The sequence below is a fragment of the Microbacterium sp. LMI1-1-1.1 genome (assembly GCF_040815675.1).
Classification (GTDB): domain Bacteria; phylum Actinomycetota; class Actinomycetes; order Actinomycetales; family Microbacteriaceae; genus Microbacterium.
The window spans coordinates 1,009,208-1,023,597 of the sequence record NZ_JBFPNN010000001.1 but is presented as its reverse complement, the minus strand read 5'-3'; the positions used below and the strand labels follow the sequence as shown (position 1 = coordinate 1,023,597).

Below are 14,390 nucleotides of genomic sequence, written 5' to 3'. Positions count from 1 at the left end.
CCATGAAGACTGACATCCACCCCGAGTACAAGGCCGTCGTGTTCCGCGACCTCGGTTCGGGCGAGACCTTCCTCACCCGTTCGACGGTGAGCAGCGACAAGACCGTGGAGCTCGACGGTGTCGAGTACCCCGTCATCGACGTCGAGATCTCGTCCGCTTCGCACCCCTTCTACACGGGCAAGCAGCGCATCATGGACTCCGCCGGTCGCGTCGAGAAGTTCAACCAGCGCTTCAAGAACTTCGGTTCCAAGTAAGACTCGCTCTTCCGCGAAGCCCCTCGTCCTCCGGGACGGGGGGTTTCGTGCTTTGCGGGTGGGAAACACCGCGGACGCCCGACGTCGTCTTCGCCCGTGGTGCGACGGTCGCGCGAGGGCACAAGGGGATCGCGGCGGGCGGCCGCCTCAGAACGGGGGCGGGTCGGAGCCATAGGTGCCGCCGAGCGGGGACGTCCACGCCGGTTCGCCGCCGGGGGACCGGGTGATGTCCCACCGCGACTCGTGACGAAGACGGTGATGATGTCGGCACTTCGGGTCGAGGTTGTCGTCGTCCGTCGTCCCGCCGTCGGCCCAGGCGGTGCGATGGTCGATGTCGCAATCGCCTGCAGCCCGTCCGCACCCCGGGAACACGCAGGTGGGGGAGGTCACACCGAGCCAGCGGCGCAGGGCGACCGGCACGCGATAGGTCGTCCGGTCCAGCACCAGCGGGGCGCCGGACACGGGATGCGTGAGCAGCCGGACCCACGACGTCGCCGATCCGGCGAGCCGTCGCGCGGTCTCGAGATCGATGGGGCCGTAGCCCTCCAGCGTCGCGGGCTCATCGCCGCGTCCGAGCAGCGTCAACGCGGGGACGGTGACGACGACCGTCGCCGGGGGAGCGTTCCGGAAGGTCCGTCGTGCAGCGTCGGGGGCCGCGGAGACGGGCGCGGCCGGACCGGGGTCGTCGGTGTGCGCGGGTGCGCTCGTACGGTCGGCGTCACCGTCGGCGTGCCCGTCGGCGTTTCCGACGGCGTGCCCGTCGGCGTCTTTGACGTTGCCCGCGACGTCGACCCCGACCGCGGGGCTCTCGGGCTCGCTCATCGTCACGAGGTCGGCGAACGCGTCGGTGCGGAGCTGCGCCAGCGTCCGCTCCTCGTCCTCCGCGGCGTGCACGTGCCGGGCGGCCCGATCGAGCCGCGACATCACCGCGCGGGCCCGGTCGGCGGGGAGCAGGGCATGGATGGATGCCATGCCGTCGAGCTCCGCCGACATCCAGACCCCTCGATCCTGGGCCGCACGTCGATGCCGCTCTTCGAGGGACTCCGTGTGCACGCGTTCGCGGATCGCCCGCGCCGCGACGGCGAACGTCGCCGGCGTGAGGGTGAGGGCCGGGACGAGGGCCTCCTCGTCGAAGCGGGAGAGGGCGTCGCGGTCCCCGGCGGGCAGGGTCGACGCCGTGCGTGCCGCGTCGGTCGCGTGCTTCTCCGACAGCCGTCCCTCGCCGAAGGCGGCCCAGATCCGCGGACAGCCGTCCGCGAGCGTGCGGGCGTGACCGGCGCGGGTGCGCACAGTCTGCTCCGACAGATGCAGGCGGACGGCGATCTCGGCCACGGCCGCACGCTCCGCCAGGTCGACGCGGTCGCGCTGCACGGCGCGCGCGGTGCGCCCGCGGGGATCGAGCCAGGCGCGGTCGACGGTCGGGTCGGGACCGACCCAGGGCGTCGGGTCGGCGGCCGCCTCGTCGAGGATCGTCAGGATGAGGCGATACTCCGCCGCGGTCGCGCGCCGGCGGTCTGCCGTGACGCACTCCAGGTGTCCGAGCCGGGCGTCGAGCGCGGAGACCGCGTCGGACGGTCGGAACCCCCACGTCGACGTCGCAGAGACCGAGGGGTGCGGTTCGCCGTCGACCCACCATCCGACCTCGTCGCTGTCGTGCAGGGCTGCCCATTCGGCATCCAGATCCAGCTCGTCGTCGGCGGGCCACGGCGCCCCGTCGCACTCCCGGAACGCCGGCGAGGGCCGGTCGGCGGGACGGGCGAAGCGGGACATGACAGAACGCTATCGGCGACCTCCGACATCGGATCGGCGGCGTCCTGACGCCGGAAACCGGCCCGTCAGGACGACTCCCGACACCTCCCACGACGAAACGCCCCCGCCCGGGAACACGCGGGCGGGGGCGTTCGTCACGTGAGGATCAGGCCGAGTCCGCCTGGTGTGCGAGACGTCGCCGGCGCACGGTGACGACCGAGAGCGCCGCACCGGCGACGAGCGCGCCGGCCGCCGCGACGATCGCGACGATCGGCAGCTCGGTGCCGGTGACGCCGAGCTGCCCGCGCGCGGATCCGGGGACCGCCACCGCGGACGCCGAGGGCGAGGGTGACGGAGAGGCAGATGCCGACGCCGACGGGGACGGACCGGGGACCGCCGCCGCGGCGACGGGACCGACCGGCGCGCTCGTCCGCGTCCGGGCGGTGTACCCGTCGAGCGACCCCGTGACCGTCACCGTCACCGTGCGCCCCTCGGCGGCAGCGGGGAGGACGAAGGTGGGGGCGGTGGCATCCGGGATCGAGATCCCGTCGATCGCCCAGGAGTACGTGAACGAGGTGCCGGCGGTCCAGCCGGGAGTGGTCGCGGTCAGCGTCGAGCCCACCGTGGCGTCGCCCTCGATGACGGGCGCCTGCGCGTCCACCGGGTACTCCTGCACGGCGAGATCGCTGGCGCACGACAGGCAGGTCCCGCCGAGGCTCGCGGCCGCCGTCGTCGAGAGGGTCCCGCCCGAGGCGTCGTCGTCCACCGTCACAGGGAACGACACCGACGCGGTCTCGCCCGGGGCTGCGGCGGGGATCGTCCATGTGAGCTCGTCGCCGACGAGCGTCAGCGCCGTGTCCAGCGCCGCGGGATCGATCGAGGCGCGGTCGAGGACGGCGGAGAGGTCGACGGATGCCGTCGAGGTGGCGAGCGGGACCAGACCGGTGTTGTCGGCGGTCAGGGTGTACGTCGTGACCTCGCCGCGCTCGAGCGCCGCCGTGGTGTCGGCGGACAGCGAGAGAGCGAACTCGTCGGGCCACGCCGGCTTGTCGGCATCCAGGATCCAGTCCTGGAAGAACGCCGTCAGGTCGCGGCTGGACACCTCCTCGGCGAGGGCGAGCAGGTCCGCCCCGGTCCGGCTGGTGCCGGCGAAGTCGGTCTGCCACTGCTCGATCAGGGTGAAGAACGCGTCGTCGCCGATCGCGACGCGCAGCGCCGCCCAGAACTGCGCCGAGCGGTCGTAGGTCTGGAAGCCGTACAGGCTCGCGGAGTCGGTCTGCGCGCCCGGGGCGATGGTCCAGGCCTCGTCGTCGGCGGGAGTGGCCTCCCACGCCGCGAACTGCTGCTCACGCGACGCCGGACCGGTGCCGAACCCGTCGCTGCCGCTGTAGAAGCTCTCGGACCAGGTGGCCATGCCCTCCGCGATCCAGATGTCCGTCCACGTCGTGGGCGAGACGTTGTTGCCGTACCACTGGTGCGCCAGCTCGTGCACGAGGGTGCTGAAGCCGATGCGGGTCGGGAAGAACGAGCGGTCCTGCGTCTCGAGCGCGTAGTTGATGCCACGCGGGACGCGGTCGACGACGACGCCGGCGCTGCCGCCGGGGTAGGGGCCGTAGATCGACTCCAGATCGCGGATGATCGGACCGAGCTGGTCGACCGCGGTCGTGACGGTCGCCTTGTTCGCGGCGGTGGATGTCGAGTCGACGAAGGACCACGCGGGAATCGTCCGGCCGCTGCCGAGCGTCACCGACGACTCGATGACGTCGTAGCGTCCGATCGAGATGATGACGAGCTCGGATGCCATCTGCCGCGTCTGCCGCCATTCCCACGTCGTGCGGGCGCCGTCGCTCGTCGGCGTCTTCGCGACCAGCTCGCCGTTGCTGACGGCGGCGGCCGGGGCGGCTCCCGCGCCGGTCGCGTCGGCGAGCGTCGTGGGGACGTCGACGGCGATCGAGTAGGTGGCCTTGTCGCCGGGGGTGTTGTTGTGCGGGAAGCCGGTCATGCTGCCGATCGGCTGCCCCAGCATCGTCGCGCCGTCGGTCGTGGCGTTCCAGCCCTCGTAGGAGCCGTCCGCGTCGACGTGCGCCTGGGGGACGCCGTGATAGGCGACGGTGACGCGGAACTCCCCGTCGACCGGGGTGGCCGGGGTCACGATGAGCTTGTGCCGGATGGCGTCGACGTCGACGTCGCGCTGCCAGGTCGCCGGGACGCCGTCCACCGTGACGGAGTCGATCTCGAGGCCCTCGAAGTCCATCGAGAAGCTGCGGAGAGGCACGGCTGCGCGGGCGGACATCGTCGACGTCGCGACGAGGGAGCCGGCCACCACGGAGCCCGTCTGCACGGCATCCGGGGTCCAGGCGATGTCGATGTCGTAGTCGAGCGCGTCGTAGCCGCCGTTGCCGACGTTCGGGAACATCGCATCGCCGGATGTGCGCGCGCCGTCGACGGGGTCGGCCGCGAACGCGGGGATGACCGAGGACGAGACCAGGCCCATCGCCACCAGGGCGGCGCCGGCGGTGACGAGGGAGCGGTGCAGGACGGGGCGTCGCGCAGGGCGGGCTGGCGGGGTATGACGCATGGGCGGGGGTCCGTTCGGAGGAGGGGGGGGGCAGGCGGACGCGGCCGCCGCCCGGATCGTTGACGCCACCGTAGGGGCGGCACGTTTCCGCGGCGTGACGCGCGGGTTCCGGGGTGCGCGCAGCCGGAGCGCGTCAGGGGATGGCGTGGGGGCGCGTCGGGGGCACCGCGCTCCGCGCGGCGAGAGCAACGGGCTCCGCGCGGCGGGAGCCCGTCAGCGGATCGGCCACGCGCCGTCGAGCGGCGGGGAGGTGGCGTCCAGGCGCCCGATCTTGACGAAGTACTCGGTGAGGCTCGCCGCCTGCGCCCGTGCCCACGCGACCTGCCGCAGGTGCAGCTCGTCGACCGTGGGCGGCATCCATGCCCCGAACCTCTCGGCGAGGGCCAGGGCGAGGCGCCCGGCCGCGACGGCGTCGGCGCAGGCCTCGTGGGCGGACTCCAGCGGGACCGCGTAGTGCGCCGCGACCACCGACAGCGTCCGCTTGCCGCGCCGCCAGCGGTCGTAGGTCTTGTCCATGACGAGCGGGTCGAGCACCGGCGAGGGCTTCTCGATCGGAGCGATCCCGTGCCGCAGCGCCTCGTGCTTGAGCAGGGAGAAGTCGAACGGGGCGTTGTAGGCGACGACCGGGATGCCGGCGGCGAACAGCGCCGACAGCGCTTCGACGACCTCGGCCACGACCGTGGCGGCGGGGGCGCCCTCCGTCCGCGCCCGTTCGGTGGAGATGCCGTGGATCGCGGCGGCCCCGGCCGGGATCTCGATGCCCGGGTCGGCGAGCCAGTCGCGCGCGTCGACGACCTGACCGTCGACGTCGAGGACGCCCACGTGCGCGGTGACGATGCGGTCGCTGACGACGTCGATGCCGGTGGTCTCGAGGTCGAACACACCCACCACCCGCGCCCACTCGGGCGTCTGGAACAGAGGGAGCGGCTCGGCCTGCCACGTGGTCATGGGCCCACCGTAGAGGCGGCCCCCGACACCGCGACGGCGACGCGCGAATCGGTGGACAGAAGGCGCGGGGCGACGGCTGGGGAGGACAGGACCCGGAACCCTCACGGGCGCGGCGAGCCGTCGCCCCGGACCGCGCCGCCGCACGACATAAACTCGACCGCGTGCCGAACCCGTACGTGTCCCTCCTCGCCGAGGTCCCGGTCACCCGCCGCGAGATCGAGATCGGCGGCGCCCGCACCGCGTACTGGGTCTACGGCGACGACGCCGACACCGCTCCGGCCGACCCCCGCCCGACGATCGTCGCCGTGCACGGCTTCCGCGGCGAGCACCACGGCCTCGAGCCCGTCGTCGCGCACCTGCGCGGCATCCGCGTCATCTCTCCCGACCTGCCCGGCTTCGGCGAGACGCCGCCGTTCGCCGGGCAGCCGCACGATCTCGACGGCTACGCCCGCTGGCTGCGCGCGTTCGTGGAGGCGGTGGCTCCGGATGCCGTCGTGCTCGGGCACTCGTTCGGCTCGATCGTCGCGTCGGCCGCGGTCGCACAGGGGCTCGCGACGCCGAAGCTGATCCTCGTCAACCCGATCGGCGCCCCCGCGCTCGAGGGACCCCGCGGCATCCTCACCCGCCTCGCCGTCTTCTACTACCTCGCCGGGGCAAGACTGCCCCGCCGCCTCGGCGACGCCCTGCTGCGCAACGGCCTCATCGTCCGGGTCATGAGCAACGCGATGGCCAAGACGCGCGACCCCGCTCTGCGCCGGTTCGTGCATGAGCAGCACGACGAGTACTTCTCTCGCTTCGCCGACCGCGACGTGCTGCACGAGGCGTTCGTGACGAGCGTCTCGCACGACGTCCGGGAGTCCGCGCCGCGCATCACGCAGCCCACGCTGCTCATCGCGGCCGAGAAGGACGACATCACCCCGATCGAGGCCGAGCGCCACCTCGCGACGCTGTTCCCCGACGCCCGGCTCGTCGAGATCCCCGACGTCGGGCACCTCATCCACTACGAGACCCCGCAGGCGGCGGCATCCGCCATCCGGGACTTCCTGCGCGAGACCGCCGGGCGTTGAGGTGGCGCAGATGCACGCGCCGCGCGGGCTCTCGCGTACATCTGCGACACCTCAGCGCGAGAAGGGTCGGGCGTCGCAGGGGCGGTGACTATGGCGCAGATGCACGCGCCGGGCGGGGTCTCGCGTACATCTGTGACACCTCAGCGCGAGAACACGCGGGCCTACGCGGTGGTCTCGGCCTTGCGCCTGCGGTACGCGATGACGTTCATGCGGTTGCCGCAGTTGCCGGCGTCGCAGTAGCGCTTCGAGCCGTTCTTCGAGAAGTCGACGTAGACGCCTTCGCAGTCGTCGGCGTCGCACACCCGCACGCGGGCGTACTCGTCGGCGCGGATCACGTCGACGAACGCCAGCGCGGTCTCGACGAGGATGCGCATCGCCAGCGGCTCGTCGGGATCGCTCGCGTGGATGTGCCAGTCCATCCCGTCGTGACGCACCAGCTGGGGGAGGGTCCGCCCGTCGGCGAGCATCGCGTTCACGAGCGGGACGGCGCCGTCGCGATCGACCCGCCACAGCTCCAGAAGGCGACTCCGGATGCCGCGGACCCGGGCCAGCTCGTCCTCGTCGCGCGTGCGCGATCCGGTGTACCCGTGCGCCGTGACGAACGCCTCGAGGTCGGCCCGCCGCGTGAGCGTGTCGACGCCGCTCACCTCGGTGTGGGGGAGCGTGTTGACCAGCTCCACGGCGGCACGCAGCACCAGTTCGGTGTCACGGATGAAGACCATCTTGACTCCTGACATGTCGGGCCCGTACTGTCACGAGTGTAAGCGCTGTTCACTCATGACAGCGTTCGCCGCCCCCGCGATCCGGGAACGCGGCCGCCGCTTCGCCCCTGTCCAGAGGAACCCGCATGACCACGACGCCCGTCACCCTCCCGCGCCCCGTCCGTCAGGGCTCCGGCGCGGTCACCGGGCTCGCGATCGCCGTCGCGTCGGCGCTCGCGTTCTCCTCCAGCGGCCCGTTCGTCAAGCCGCTCCTCGACGGCGGGTGGTCGCTCGGCGCGGTGCTCATCGTCCGCATGGGCCTTGCGGCGCTGCTGCTCTCGCCCGCTCTGGTCCTCGCGATCCGCCGGCAGCGCGGCTTCCTCCGCCGTCACGGCCTTCTCATCGCGGCCTTCGGCCTGACCGCCGTCGCCGGGTGCCAGCTGTTCTACTTCTCCGCGATGCAGCGCATGCCGGTCGCCGTCGCGCTGCTCATCCAGTACATCGCTCCCGTGCTCATCGTCATCGCCGTCTGGGTCCGGACCCGCCGCGCGCCGTCGCGGGCGGTCGTCATCGGATCGGTGGTCGCGATGACCGGACTCGTCCTCGTCGTCGACATCAGCGGTGCGCGCTTCGACCTGCTCGGTACCGTGTTCGCCCTGTGCGCGGCCGTGTGCGCCGCGGCCTACTTCGTCATCGCGGGCCGCGCCGGCGACGACCTCCCGCCGCTCGCCCTGGCGGCCGGGGGACTGCTCGTCGGAACCGCCCTCATGGGCGCGCTGGTCCTCGTCGGCGTCCTGCCCTTCGCCGCCCCCTCCATCACCGTGGAGCTCGCGGGACTCGAGGTGCCCGGCATCCTCCCGCTGCTGTGGGTCGGCGGCGTCGCCACCACCGTCGGGTATGCGCTCGGCGTCATCGCCGTCCCGCTCATCGGCTCGCGCCTGGCGTCGTTCGTCGGCCTGTCGGAGGTGCTGTTCGCGCTCGGCTTCGCGTGGCTGCTCCTCGGCGAGACCCCCGCGCCGATCCAGTTCGTCGGCGGCGCCCTCATCCTCGCGGGCGTCGTGCTCGTCAAGCTCGACGCGTCCGGCCCGGTCGAGCCGCGCACCGAGACCGCGAGCATCCCGGTGATCCCCAGCCCCTGAGGCCGCGAGCGGGAGGGCGGGAGGGATGCCACGCCGGTGGCATCCCCTGTTCTTCCGACCCGACGGGTGGGAGATGGATGCCACGCGGGCGGCATCCACGGTCCTGTCAGGCGGGGGTGGCCCCGGCGCCGCGGCGGGCGAGCTGCATGAGCGGCGCGACCCGGTAGCCGATGACCTCGCCCATGACGAGGGAGGTCTCGGTGCGTTCGACGCCCTCGATCGAGAGGATGCGCGCGTCCGTGTCGAACAGGTGCTGGGTGTCCCGGCACGCGACGCGCACGAGCAGGTCCACCTGGCCGCTGAGACCGTGCGCCTGGACCACCTCGGGGACCAGCGCCAGCGCCTCGCGGATCGCGGGGAGCTCCGCCTGCCGCACGGTCACCTGCAGGAACGCCTCGATGGGGAAGCCCAGCGCATCGGGCGCCAGTGCCCGTTCGTAGGACAGGAAGACGCCACCGCGCTCCAGGCGGGCCATCCGCGCCTGGACGGTGTTGCGCGAGAGGCCGAGGCTCTCGGCCAGGGCGACGACGGTGGCGCGCGGATCCGCGGACAAGGCGCGGAGGAGGTCGAGGTCGACCGCGTCGAGCTTGGTCATGCTGCGAACATTAGCAGCGTTGACGGTCGGCGCAATGGGCAGCCTGCTCACTTCCGAGGCCGGGTCTTGAGCGGCTTGCCTTCCGCGCGTACGGTCGGCCCTGTCGGCGACGCCGCCGGCACCCGGATCGTCCGACGCACCCACAAGGCGCGCGGACAGGACTGGAGGGATGACGATGACGTACACCCGCACCGACGCCGCCGACCTCGCGGAAGACGTGGGCACCGCCCGACTGCTCGAGCCGGACGGGACGCGCGTCGCGGATCCCTCGCTCGATCCCTGGGTGGTCGACCTCGCCCCGGACGCGTTGCGCGCCCTCCATCGCGACATGGTGCTGACCCGCCGCCTCGACGCCGAGGGCGTCGCCCTGCAGCGCCAGGGGCAGCTCGCCCTGTGGGCCCCGTGCCGCGGGCAGGAGGCCGTCCAGATCGGCACCGCGCACGCGCTCGCCGCGGGGGACTTCGTCTTCCCCAGCTACCGCGAGCACGGCGTCCTGCTCGCCCGTGGCGCCCAGCCCGCCGACTACGTCCTCGCCTGGCGGGGCGAGGAGCACTCCGCGTACGACCACGCCGCGATCGGTGTCGCGCCCCTGCAGATCATCATCGGGGCCCAGTCGCTGCACGCCACCGGCTGGGCGATGGGCGCCCAGCGCGACGGCTCCACCGACGTCGCCGTCGCCTACTACGGGGACGGCGCCACCAGCCAGGGCGATGTGAACGAGGCGCTCGTGTTCGCCTCGTCGTTCCGGGCGCCGGTGGTGTTCGTCTGCTCGAACAACCAGTGGGCGATCTCCGAGCCGGTCTCGGTGCAGGCGCGGTTCCCGATCGCGGGCCGCGCGCCCGGCTTCGGCGTGCCCAGCATGCGCGTCGACGGCAACGACGTGCTCGCCTGCGTCGGCGCGATGCGCTGGGCGCTCGACCGCGCCCGCCGGGGCGAGGGTCCCTCGTTCCTCGAAGCGGTCACGTACCGGATGGGTCCGCACACCACGAGCGACGACCCCACCCGCTATCGCGACGCCGCCGAGGTGGAGCGGTGGGCGCGACGGGACCCGATCGCCCGGTTCGAGGCGTTCCTCCGCGCCGAAGGGCTGCTCGACGATGACGCGGCCGCGGAGGTCGACGCCGCCGCCGACGCGCTGGCCGCCGACGTGCGCGCGGCGTGCATCGGGGCGACCACCCGCCCCGCCGACAGCCTCTTCGACCACGTGTACGCGGAGCCGCACGCGCCCCTCGCCGCGCAGAAGGCGGAGTACCGCGCCTACCTCGACGGGTTCGGGGAGGACGAGTGATGGTCGCTCTCACGGTCGCATGCCCCACCGGCGCTCAGGACGAGGTCGCCTGATGGTCGCGCTGACTCTCGGCGCCGCGGTGAACGCGGCCCTGGCCGGCGCCCTCGCGGACGACGACCGCGTCGTGCTGCTCGGCGAGGACATCGGCCGCCTCGGCGGCGTCTTCCGCGTCACCGACGGCCTGCTCGAGCGCTTCGGGGCGGACCGCGTCATCGACACCCCGCTCGCCGAGGCCGGGATCGTCGGCACCGCGGTCGGTCTCGCCATGCGCGGCTACCGTCCGGTCGTCGAGATCCAGTTCGACGGCTTCGTCTACCCCGCGTTCGACCAGATCGTGTGCCAGGTCGCCAAGCTGCACTACCGCACGAACGGGCGCGTCCGGATGCCGCTGGTGATCCGCATCCCGTGGGCGGGTGGCGTCGGCGCGGCCGAGCACCACTCCGAGTCGCCGGAGGCGTACTTCGTGCACACCGCGGGTCTGCGCGTCGTGGCCGCCTCGACCCCGCAGGACGCCCACCTCCTGCTCCGCCAGGCGATCGCCTCCGACGACCCCGTCATCTTCTTCGAGCCGAAGCGGCTGTACCACGCCAAAGGGGAGGTCGACCTCGACCTCGACCTCGCCGACGCCCCGCCGCTGCACCTCGCCCGCGTCGCGCGGGAGGGGACGGATGCCACCATCGTCACGTACGGCGCGCAAGTCCGTGTCGCGCTGGACGCGGCGCTCGCCGCGGAGGACGAGGGCCTGTCGCTGGAGGTGATCGACCTGCGGTCGCTGTCGCCCCTCGACATGTCGACCGTGGCGGCATCCATCCGCAAGACCGGTCGCGTCGTCGTCACGCACGAGGCGGCCCGCGAGGCGGGGGTCGGTGCAGAGATCGTCGCGAGCATCACCGAGCGGTGCTTCACGTTCCTCGAGGCCGCGCCGCAGCGGGTGACCGGGCACGACATCCCCTATCCGCCGGCGAAACTCGAACGGCACCACCTGCCGGACCTCGACCGCATCCTGCACGCCGTCGACATCGTGTGCGACCGGGTCCCGGGCGAGGTGGCGCGATGATCGAGCGCTTCTTGCTGCCCGACCTCGGCGAGGGACTGCCCGAGGCGGAGGTCGTCCAGTGGCACGTCGACGAGGGCGACGAGGTCACCCTCAACCAGACCATCGCCGAGGTCGAGACGGCCAAGGCGATCGTCGAGATCCCCTCCCCGTACGCCGGCGTGGTCCGCGGACTGCACGCCGCCGCCGGAGACGTCGTCGAGGTCGGCGCGCCCCTCGTCTCGTTCGAGGTCGGGGGAGGGGATGCCACCGAGCCGGCATCCGATCCCGCCCGCCGTCCCGCGGAGTCCACGGCCGACACGCCGGTGGGGGCCGCCGCCGGGCGGCGTGTCGTCCCGGATCTCCGCACGACGGCCGAGACGGGGGACGGGGAGACCCGGGCCACACCCAACCTCGTCGGGTACGGCGCCGCCCCGACCCGCGGCGACCGGCCCCGGCGCCGCCCGCGGACGGGCGCCGGCACGCTTCTGGACCGGGATGCCGCCGTGCACGCGGCCGCACCGCACGACGTGATGCCCCACGACGCCGAGCCGCTGCCCGGCGGGCAGACGACGGGGGAGCGCCCGCGCTCGACCCCGCCGGTGCGCAAGCTCGCCAAGGACCTCGGCATCGACCTGGCGGAGGTGGCGGCGACGACCGCGCCGGGCATGGTCGTCACCCGGGAGGACGTCGAGGCGTTCGCCGCGCGAGAGAACGCCCCGTCGCCGCGTGCCGCCGCGGCGGCTGACGACCGGGTCACGCGCACGCCCATCCGCGGGGTGCGCAAGCACACCGCCGCCGCCATGGTCCGCAGCGCGTTCACCGCTCCGCACGCCACGACGTTCCTCACGGTCGACGTCACGGCGACCACCGAGCTGCTCGGGTCGCTGACCCGCGATCGCGCCCTCGACGGTCACCGCATCGGCATCCTGGCCGTCGTCGCGAAGGCCGCCTGCCTCGCCCTCGGACGCACCCCGGCGCTCAACGCGCGCTGGGACGAGGAGGCCGGCGAGATCGTGACGCACCACTACGTCCACCTGGGGATCGCGGCGGCCACCGACCGCGGCCTCGTCGTGCCGCACGTGCCGGATGCCGACCGTCTCGCGCTCGTCGACCTCGCCGACGCGATCGCCGAGCTCACCGCGACGGCGCGCGCCGGTCGGACGGCCCCCGCGGCGATGACCGGCGGGACCTTCTCGATCACGAACGTCGGCGTCCTGGGCGTGGACGCCGGCACGCCCATCCTCAACCCGGGGGAGGCGGGAATCCTCGCGGTCGGGGCGGTGCGACGGATGCCGTGGGAGCACGAGGGCGCCATCGCCCTCCGCGACGTCGTGACGCTGAGCCTGTCGTTCGACCACCGCCTGGTCGACGGCGCCGAGGCGGCGCGGTTCCTCACCGACGTCGCCGGCGTCCTGCGGGAGCCCGGCCGGGCCATGCTGCTCCGCTGAGCCGGAAGGGAACCGCACCATGAGCACGACATCCGCGACCCAGGAGAGCCTCGCCGGGGCCCTCCGCGACACCCTCGCCCGCACCGCGCGGGGCGGGTCCGACGAGGCGCGCGCCCGGCACACCGCCCGCGGCAAGCTGCTGGCCCGCGATCGCGTGGACCGGCTGCTCGACGAGGGCAGCCCGTTCCTCGAGGTCGCGCCGCTGGCCGCGCACGGGCTCTACGGCGGCGAGGCGCCGGGGGCGGGCGTGGTCGCCGGGATCGGTCTCGTCCACGGCCGCCACGTCATGGTGGTCGCGAACGACGCCACCGTGAAGGGCGGCGCGTACTTCCCGCTCACAGTCAAGAAGCACCTCCGAGCGCAGGAGATCGCGCTCGAGAACCGCCTTCCGTGCGTGTACCTCGTCGACTCGGGCGGGGCGTTCCTGCCGCTGCAGGACGAGGTGTTCCCCGACCGCGACCACTTCGGCCGGATCTTCCGCAACCAGGCGCAGCTGTCGGCCTGCGGCATCCCGCAGATCGCCGCCGTCCTGGGCTCGTGCACCGCGGGCGGGGCGTACGTCCCGGCGATGAGCGACGAGAGCGTGATCGTGCGGAACCAGGGCACGGTGTTCCTCGGCGGGCCGCCGCTGGTCAAGGCCGCCATCGGCGAGGACGTCACCGCGGAGCAGCTCGGCGGCGGCGACCTGCACGCCCGCCGCTCGGGGGTCGTCGACCACCTCGCCGACGACGACGAGCACGCGCTCGAGATCGTCCGCGACATCGTCGCGACCCTCCCGCCCGCCCCCGCACCGGTGTGGGAGGTGCTCCCGCCGACGGACCCGGCGCGCGACCCGCGGGATCTCTACGACATCGTCCCGGCCGACGTCGCCCAGCCGGTCGACATGCGCGCCGTCGTCGACACCCTCGTCGACGGCGGGTCCCTGCACGAGTTCAAGGCCCTCTACGGCGACAGCGTCATCACGGCGTTCGCGCGCCTGCACGGACACCCCGTCGGGATCATCGCGAACGACGGCGTGCTCTTCAGCGAGTCCGCCCTCAAGGCCGCGCACTTCATCGAGCTCGCCGACCAGCGCGGAATCCCCCTGCTGTTCCTCCAGAACATCACGGGGTTCATGGTGGGACGGGATGCCGAGGCCGGCGGCATCGCCAAGGACGGCGCCAAGATGGTCACCGCCGTCGCCACGACCCGCGTCCCCAAGCTCACCGTCCTCGTCGGCGGCTCCTACGGCGCGGGCAATTACGCCATGTGCGGCCGCGCGTACGACCCGCGGTTCCTCTGGACGTGGCCGTCGAGCCGCATCTCCGTCATGGGCGGCGCGCAGGCGGCATCCGTCCTGTCCACCGTCACCCGCGATCAGCGCGTCGCGCGCAGACAGGAGTGGACGGATGCCGACGACGCCGCGTTCCAGGAACCGATCCGCGCCCGCTACGAGGAGCAGGGCGACCCGTACTACGCCACCGCCCGGCTCTGGGACGACGGCGTGATCGACCCCGTCGACACCCGCACGATGCTCGGGCTCGCGCTCGACGTCGTCAGCCGGGTGCGGCTGGCCGACCGGGGCTTCGGCCTCTTCCGGATGTGATC

The 14,390-nt window shown here is 73.2% G+C and carries 12 protein-coding genes; 7 read left to right on the top strand and 5 right to left on the bottom strand.

Annotated features, from left to right (window positions below; genetic code table 11):
- The first annotated feature begins 2 nt into the window (after positions 1 to 2).
- Positions 3 to 254 carry a type B 50S ribosomal protein L31 gene (locus MRBLMI1_RS04780; protein WP_367727010.1) on the top strand — a complete coding sequence of 84 codons (252 nt, stop codon included), beginning with the start codon at positions 3 to 5 and terminating at the stop codon, positions 252 to 254.
- Between the two features lie 147 nt (positions 255 to 401).
- On the opposite strand, the gene MRBLMI1_RS04775 is transcribed toward MRBLMI1_RS04780, so the two are convergent.
- From MRBLMI1_RS04775 to MRBLMI1_RS04765, 3 genes are all read right to left on the bottom strand, one after another.
- Positions 402 to 2,024 carry an HNH endonuclease signature motif containing protein gene (locus MRBLMI1_RS04775; RefSeq protein ID WP_367727009.1) on the bottom strand — a complete coding sequence of 541 codons (1,623 nt, stop codon included), beginning with the start codon at positions 2,022 to 2,024 and terminating at the stop codon, positions 402 to 404.
- A 145-nt stretch (positions 2,025 to 2,169) separates the two neighbouring features.
- Positions 2,170 to 4,581, bottom strand: coding sequence for a M1 family aminopeptidase (locus MRBLMI1_RS04770; protein WP_367727008.1), 2,412 nt, complete (start codon positions 4,579 to 4,581; stop codon positions 2,170 to 2,172).
- A 213-nt stretch (positions 4,582 to 4,794) separates the two neighbouring features.
- Positions 4,795 to 5,529 (bottom strand): exonuclease domain-containing protein, encoded by a 735-nt coding sequence (locus MRBLMI1_RS04765; protein ID WP_367727007.1) that lies wholly within the window; start codon positions 5,527 to 5,529, stop codon positions 4,795 to 4,797.
- 161 nt (positions 5,530 to 5,690) lie between these two features.
- On the opposite strand from MRBLMI1_RS04765, the gene MRBLMI1_RS04760 reads away from it, so the two are divergent.
- Positions 5,691 to 6,596 (top strand): alpha/beta fold hydrolase, encoded by a 906-nt coding sequence (locus MRBLMI1_RS04760; protein ID WP_367727006.1) that lies wholly within the window; start codon positions 5,691 to 5,693, stop codon positions 6,594 to 6,596.
- Positions 6,597 to 6,757: 161 nt separating this feature from the next.
- Here the strand turns inward: MRBLMI1_RS04760 and MRBLMI1_RS04755 are convergent, their stop codons facing one another.
- Positions 6,758 to 7,318: a CGNR zinc finger domain-containing protein gene (locus tag MRBLMI1_RS04755; RefSeq protein WP_367727005.1), complete on the bottom strand. Its 561-nt coding sequence runs from the start codon at positions 7,316 to 7,318 to the stop codon at positions 6,758 to 6,760.
- A 125-nt stretch (positions 7,319 to 7,443) separates the two neighbouring features.
- Here MRBLMI1_RS04755 and MRBLMI1_RS04750 point away from each other — a divergent pair, with 125 nt between their 5' ends.
- A complete protein-coding gene (locus MRBLMI1_RS04750; protein ID WP_367727004.1) occupies positions 7,444 to 8,436 on the top strand; it encodes a DMT family transporter in 993 nt (330 codons plus the stop codon).
- Between the two features lie 106 nt (positions 8,437 to 8,542).
- Here the strand turns inward: MRBLMI1_RS04750 and MRBLMI1_RS04745 are convergent, their stop codons facing one another.
- Positions 8,543 to 9,031, bottom strand: coding sequence for an Lrp/AsnC family transcriptional regulator (locus MRBLMI1_RS04745; RefSeq protein WP_367727003.1), 489 nt, complete (start codon positions 9,029 to 9,031; stop codon positions 8,543 to 8,545).
- Between the two features lie 175 nt (positions 9,032 to 9,206).
- Here MRBLMI1_RS04745 and pdhA point away from each other — a divergent pair, with 175 nt between their 5' ends.
- From pdhA to MRBLMI1_RS04725, 4 genes are read left to right on the top strand one after another with little or no spacing between them, the layout of a single operon-like run.
- Positions 9,207 to 10,319, top strand: a complete 1,113-nt coding sequence (gene pdhA / locus MRBLMI1_RS04740; protein WP_367727612.1) for a pyruvate dehydrogenase (acetyl-transferring) E1 component subunit alpha — start codon at positions 9,207 to 9,209, stop codon at positions 10,317 to 10,319.
- Positions 10,320 to 10,371: 52 nt separating this feature from the next.
- Positions 10,372 to 11,376 (top strand): alpha-ketoacid dehydrogenase subunit beta, encoded by a 1,005-nt coding sequence (locus MRBLMI1_RS04735; RefSeq protein ID WP_367727002.1) that lies wholly within the window; start codon positions 10,372 to 10,374, stop codon positions 11,374 to 11,376.
- Complete coding sequence (locus MRBLMI1_RS04730; protein ID WP_367727001.1) at positions 11,373 to 12,803, top strand: dihydrolipoamide acetyltransferase family protein; 1,431 nt, start codon at positions 11,373 to 11,375, stop codon at positions 12,801 to 12,803. Before MRBLMI1_RS04735 ends, MRBLMI1_RS04730 begins: the two co-directional genes overlap by 4 nt.
- 19 nt (positions 12,804 to 12,822) lie before the next feature.
- Positions 12,823 to 14,388, top strand: coding sequence for a carboxyl transferase domain-containing protein (locus tag MRBLMI1_RS04725; protein ID WP_367727000.1), 1,566 nt, complete (start codon positions 12,823 to 12,825; stop codon positions 14,386 to 14,388).
- The last annotated feature ends 2 nt before the right edge of the window (positions 14,389 to 14,390 follow it).

Bases quoted from the DNA above. Each gene is read 5' to 3' on its own strand.
- MRBLMI1_RS04780 (WP_367727010.1), top strand. From the start codon at position 3: ATGAAGACTGACATCCACCCCGAGTACAAGGCCGTCGTGTTCCGCGAC.
- MRBLMI1_RS04725 (WP_367727000.1), top strand. From the start codon at position 12,823: ATGAGCACGACATCCGCGACCCAGGAGAGCCTCGCCGGGGCCCTCCGC.
- pdhA (WP_367727612.1), top strand. From the start codon at position 9,207: ATGACGTACACCCGCACCGACGCCGCCGACCTCGCGGAAGACGTGGGC.
- MRBLMI1_RS04735 (WP_367727002.1), top strand. From the start codon at position 10,372: ATGGTCGCGCTGACTCTCGGCGCCGCGGTGAACGCGGCCCTGGCCGGC.
- MRBLMI1_RS04730 (WP_367727001.1), top strand. From the start codon at position 11,373: ATGATCGAGCGCTTCTTGCTGCCCGACCTCGGCGAGGGACTGCCCGAG.
- MRBLMI1_RS04745 (WP_367727003.1), bottom strand. From the start codon at position 9,031: ATGACCAAGCTCGACGCGGTCGACCTCGACCTCCTCCGCGCCTTGTCC.
- MRBLMI1_RS04750 (WP_367727004.1), top strand. From the start codon at position 7,444: ATGACCACGACGCCCGTCACCCTCCCGCGCCCCGTCCGTCAGGGCTCC.
- MRBLMI1_RS04755 (WP_367727005.1), bottom strand. From the start codon at position 7,318: ATGGTCTTCATCCGTGACACCGAACTGGTGCTGCGTGCCGCCGTGGAG.
- MRBLMI1_RS04765 (WP_367727007.1), bottom strand. From the start codon at position 5,529: ATGACCACGTGGCAGGCCGAGCCGCTCCCTCTGTTCCAGACGCCCGAG.
- MRBLMI1_RS04770 (WP_367727008.1), bottom strand. From the start codon at position 4,581: ATGCGTCATACCCCGCCAGCCCGCCCTGCGCGACGCCCCGTCCTGCAC.
- MRBLMI1_RS04775 (WP_367727009.1), bottom strand. From the start codon at position 2,024: ATGTCCCGCTTCGCCCGTCCCGCCGACCGGCCCTCGCCGGCGTTCCGG.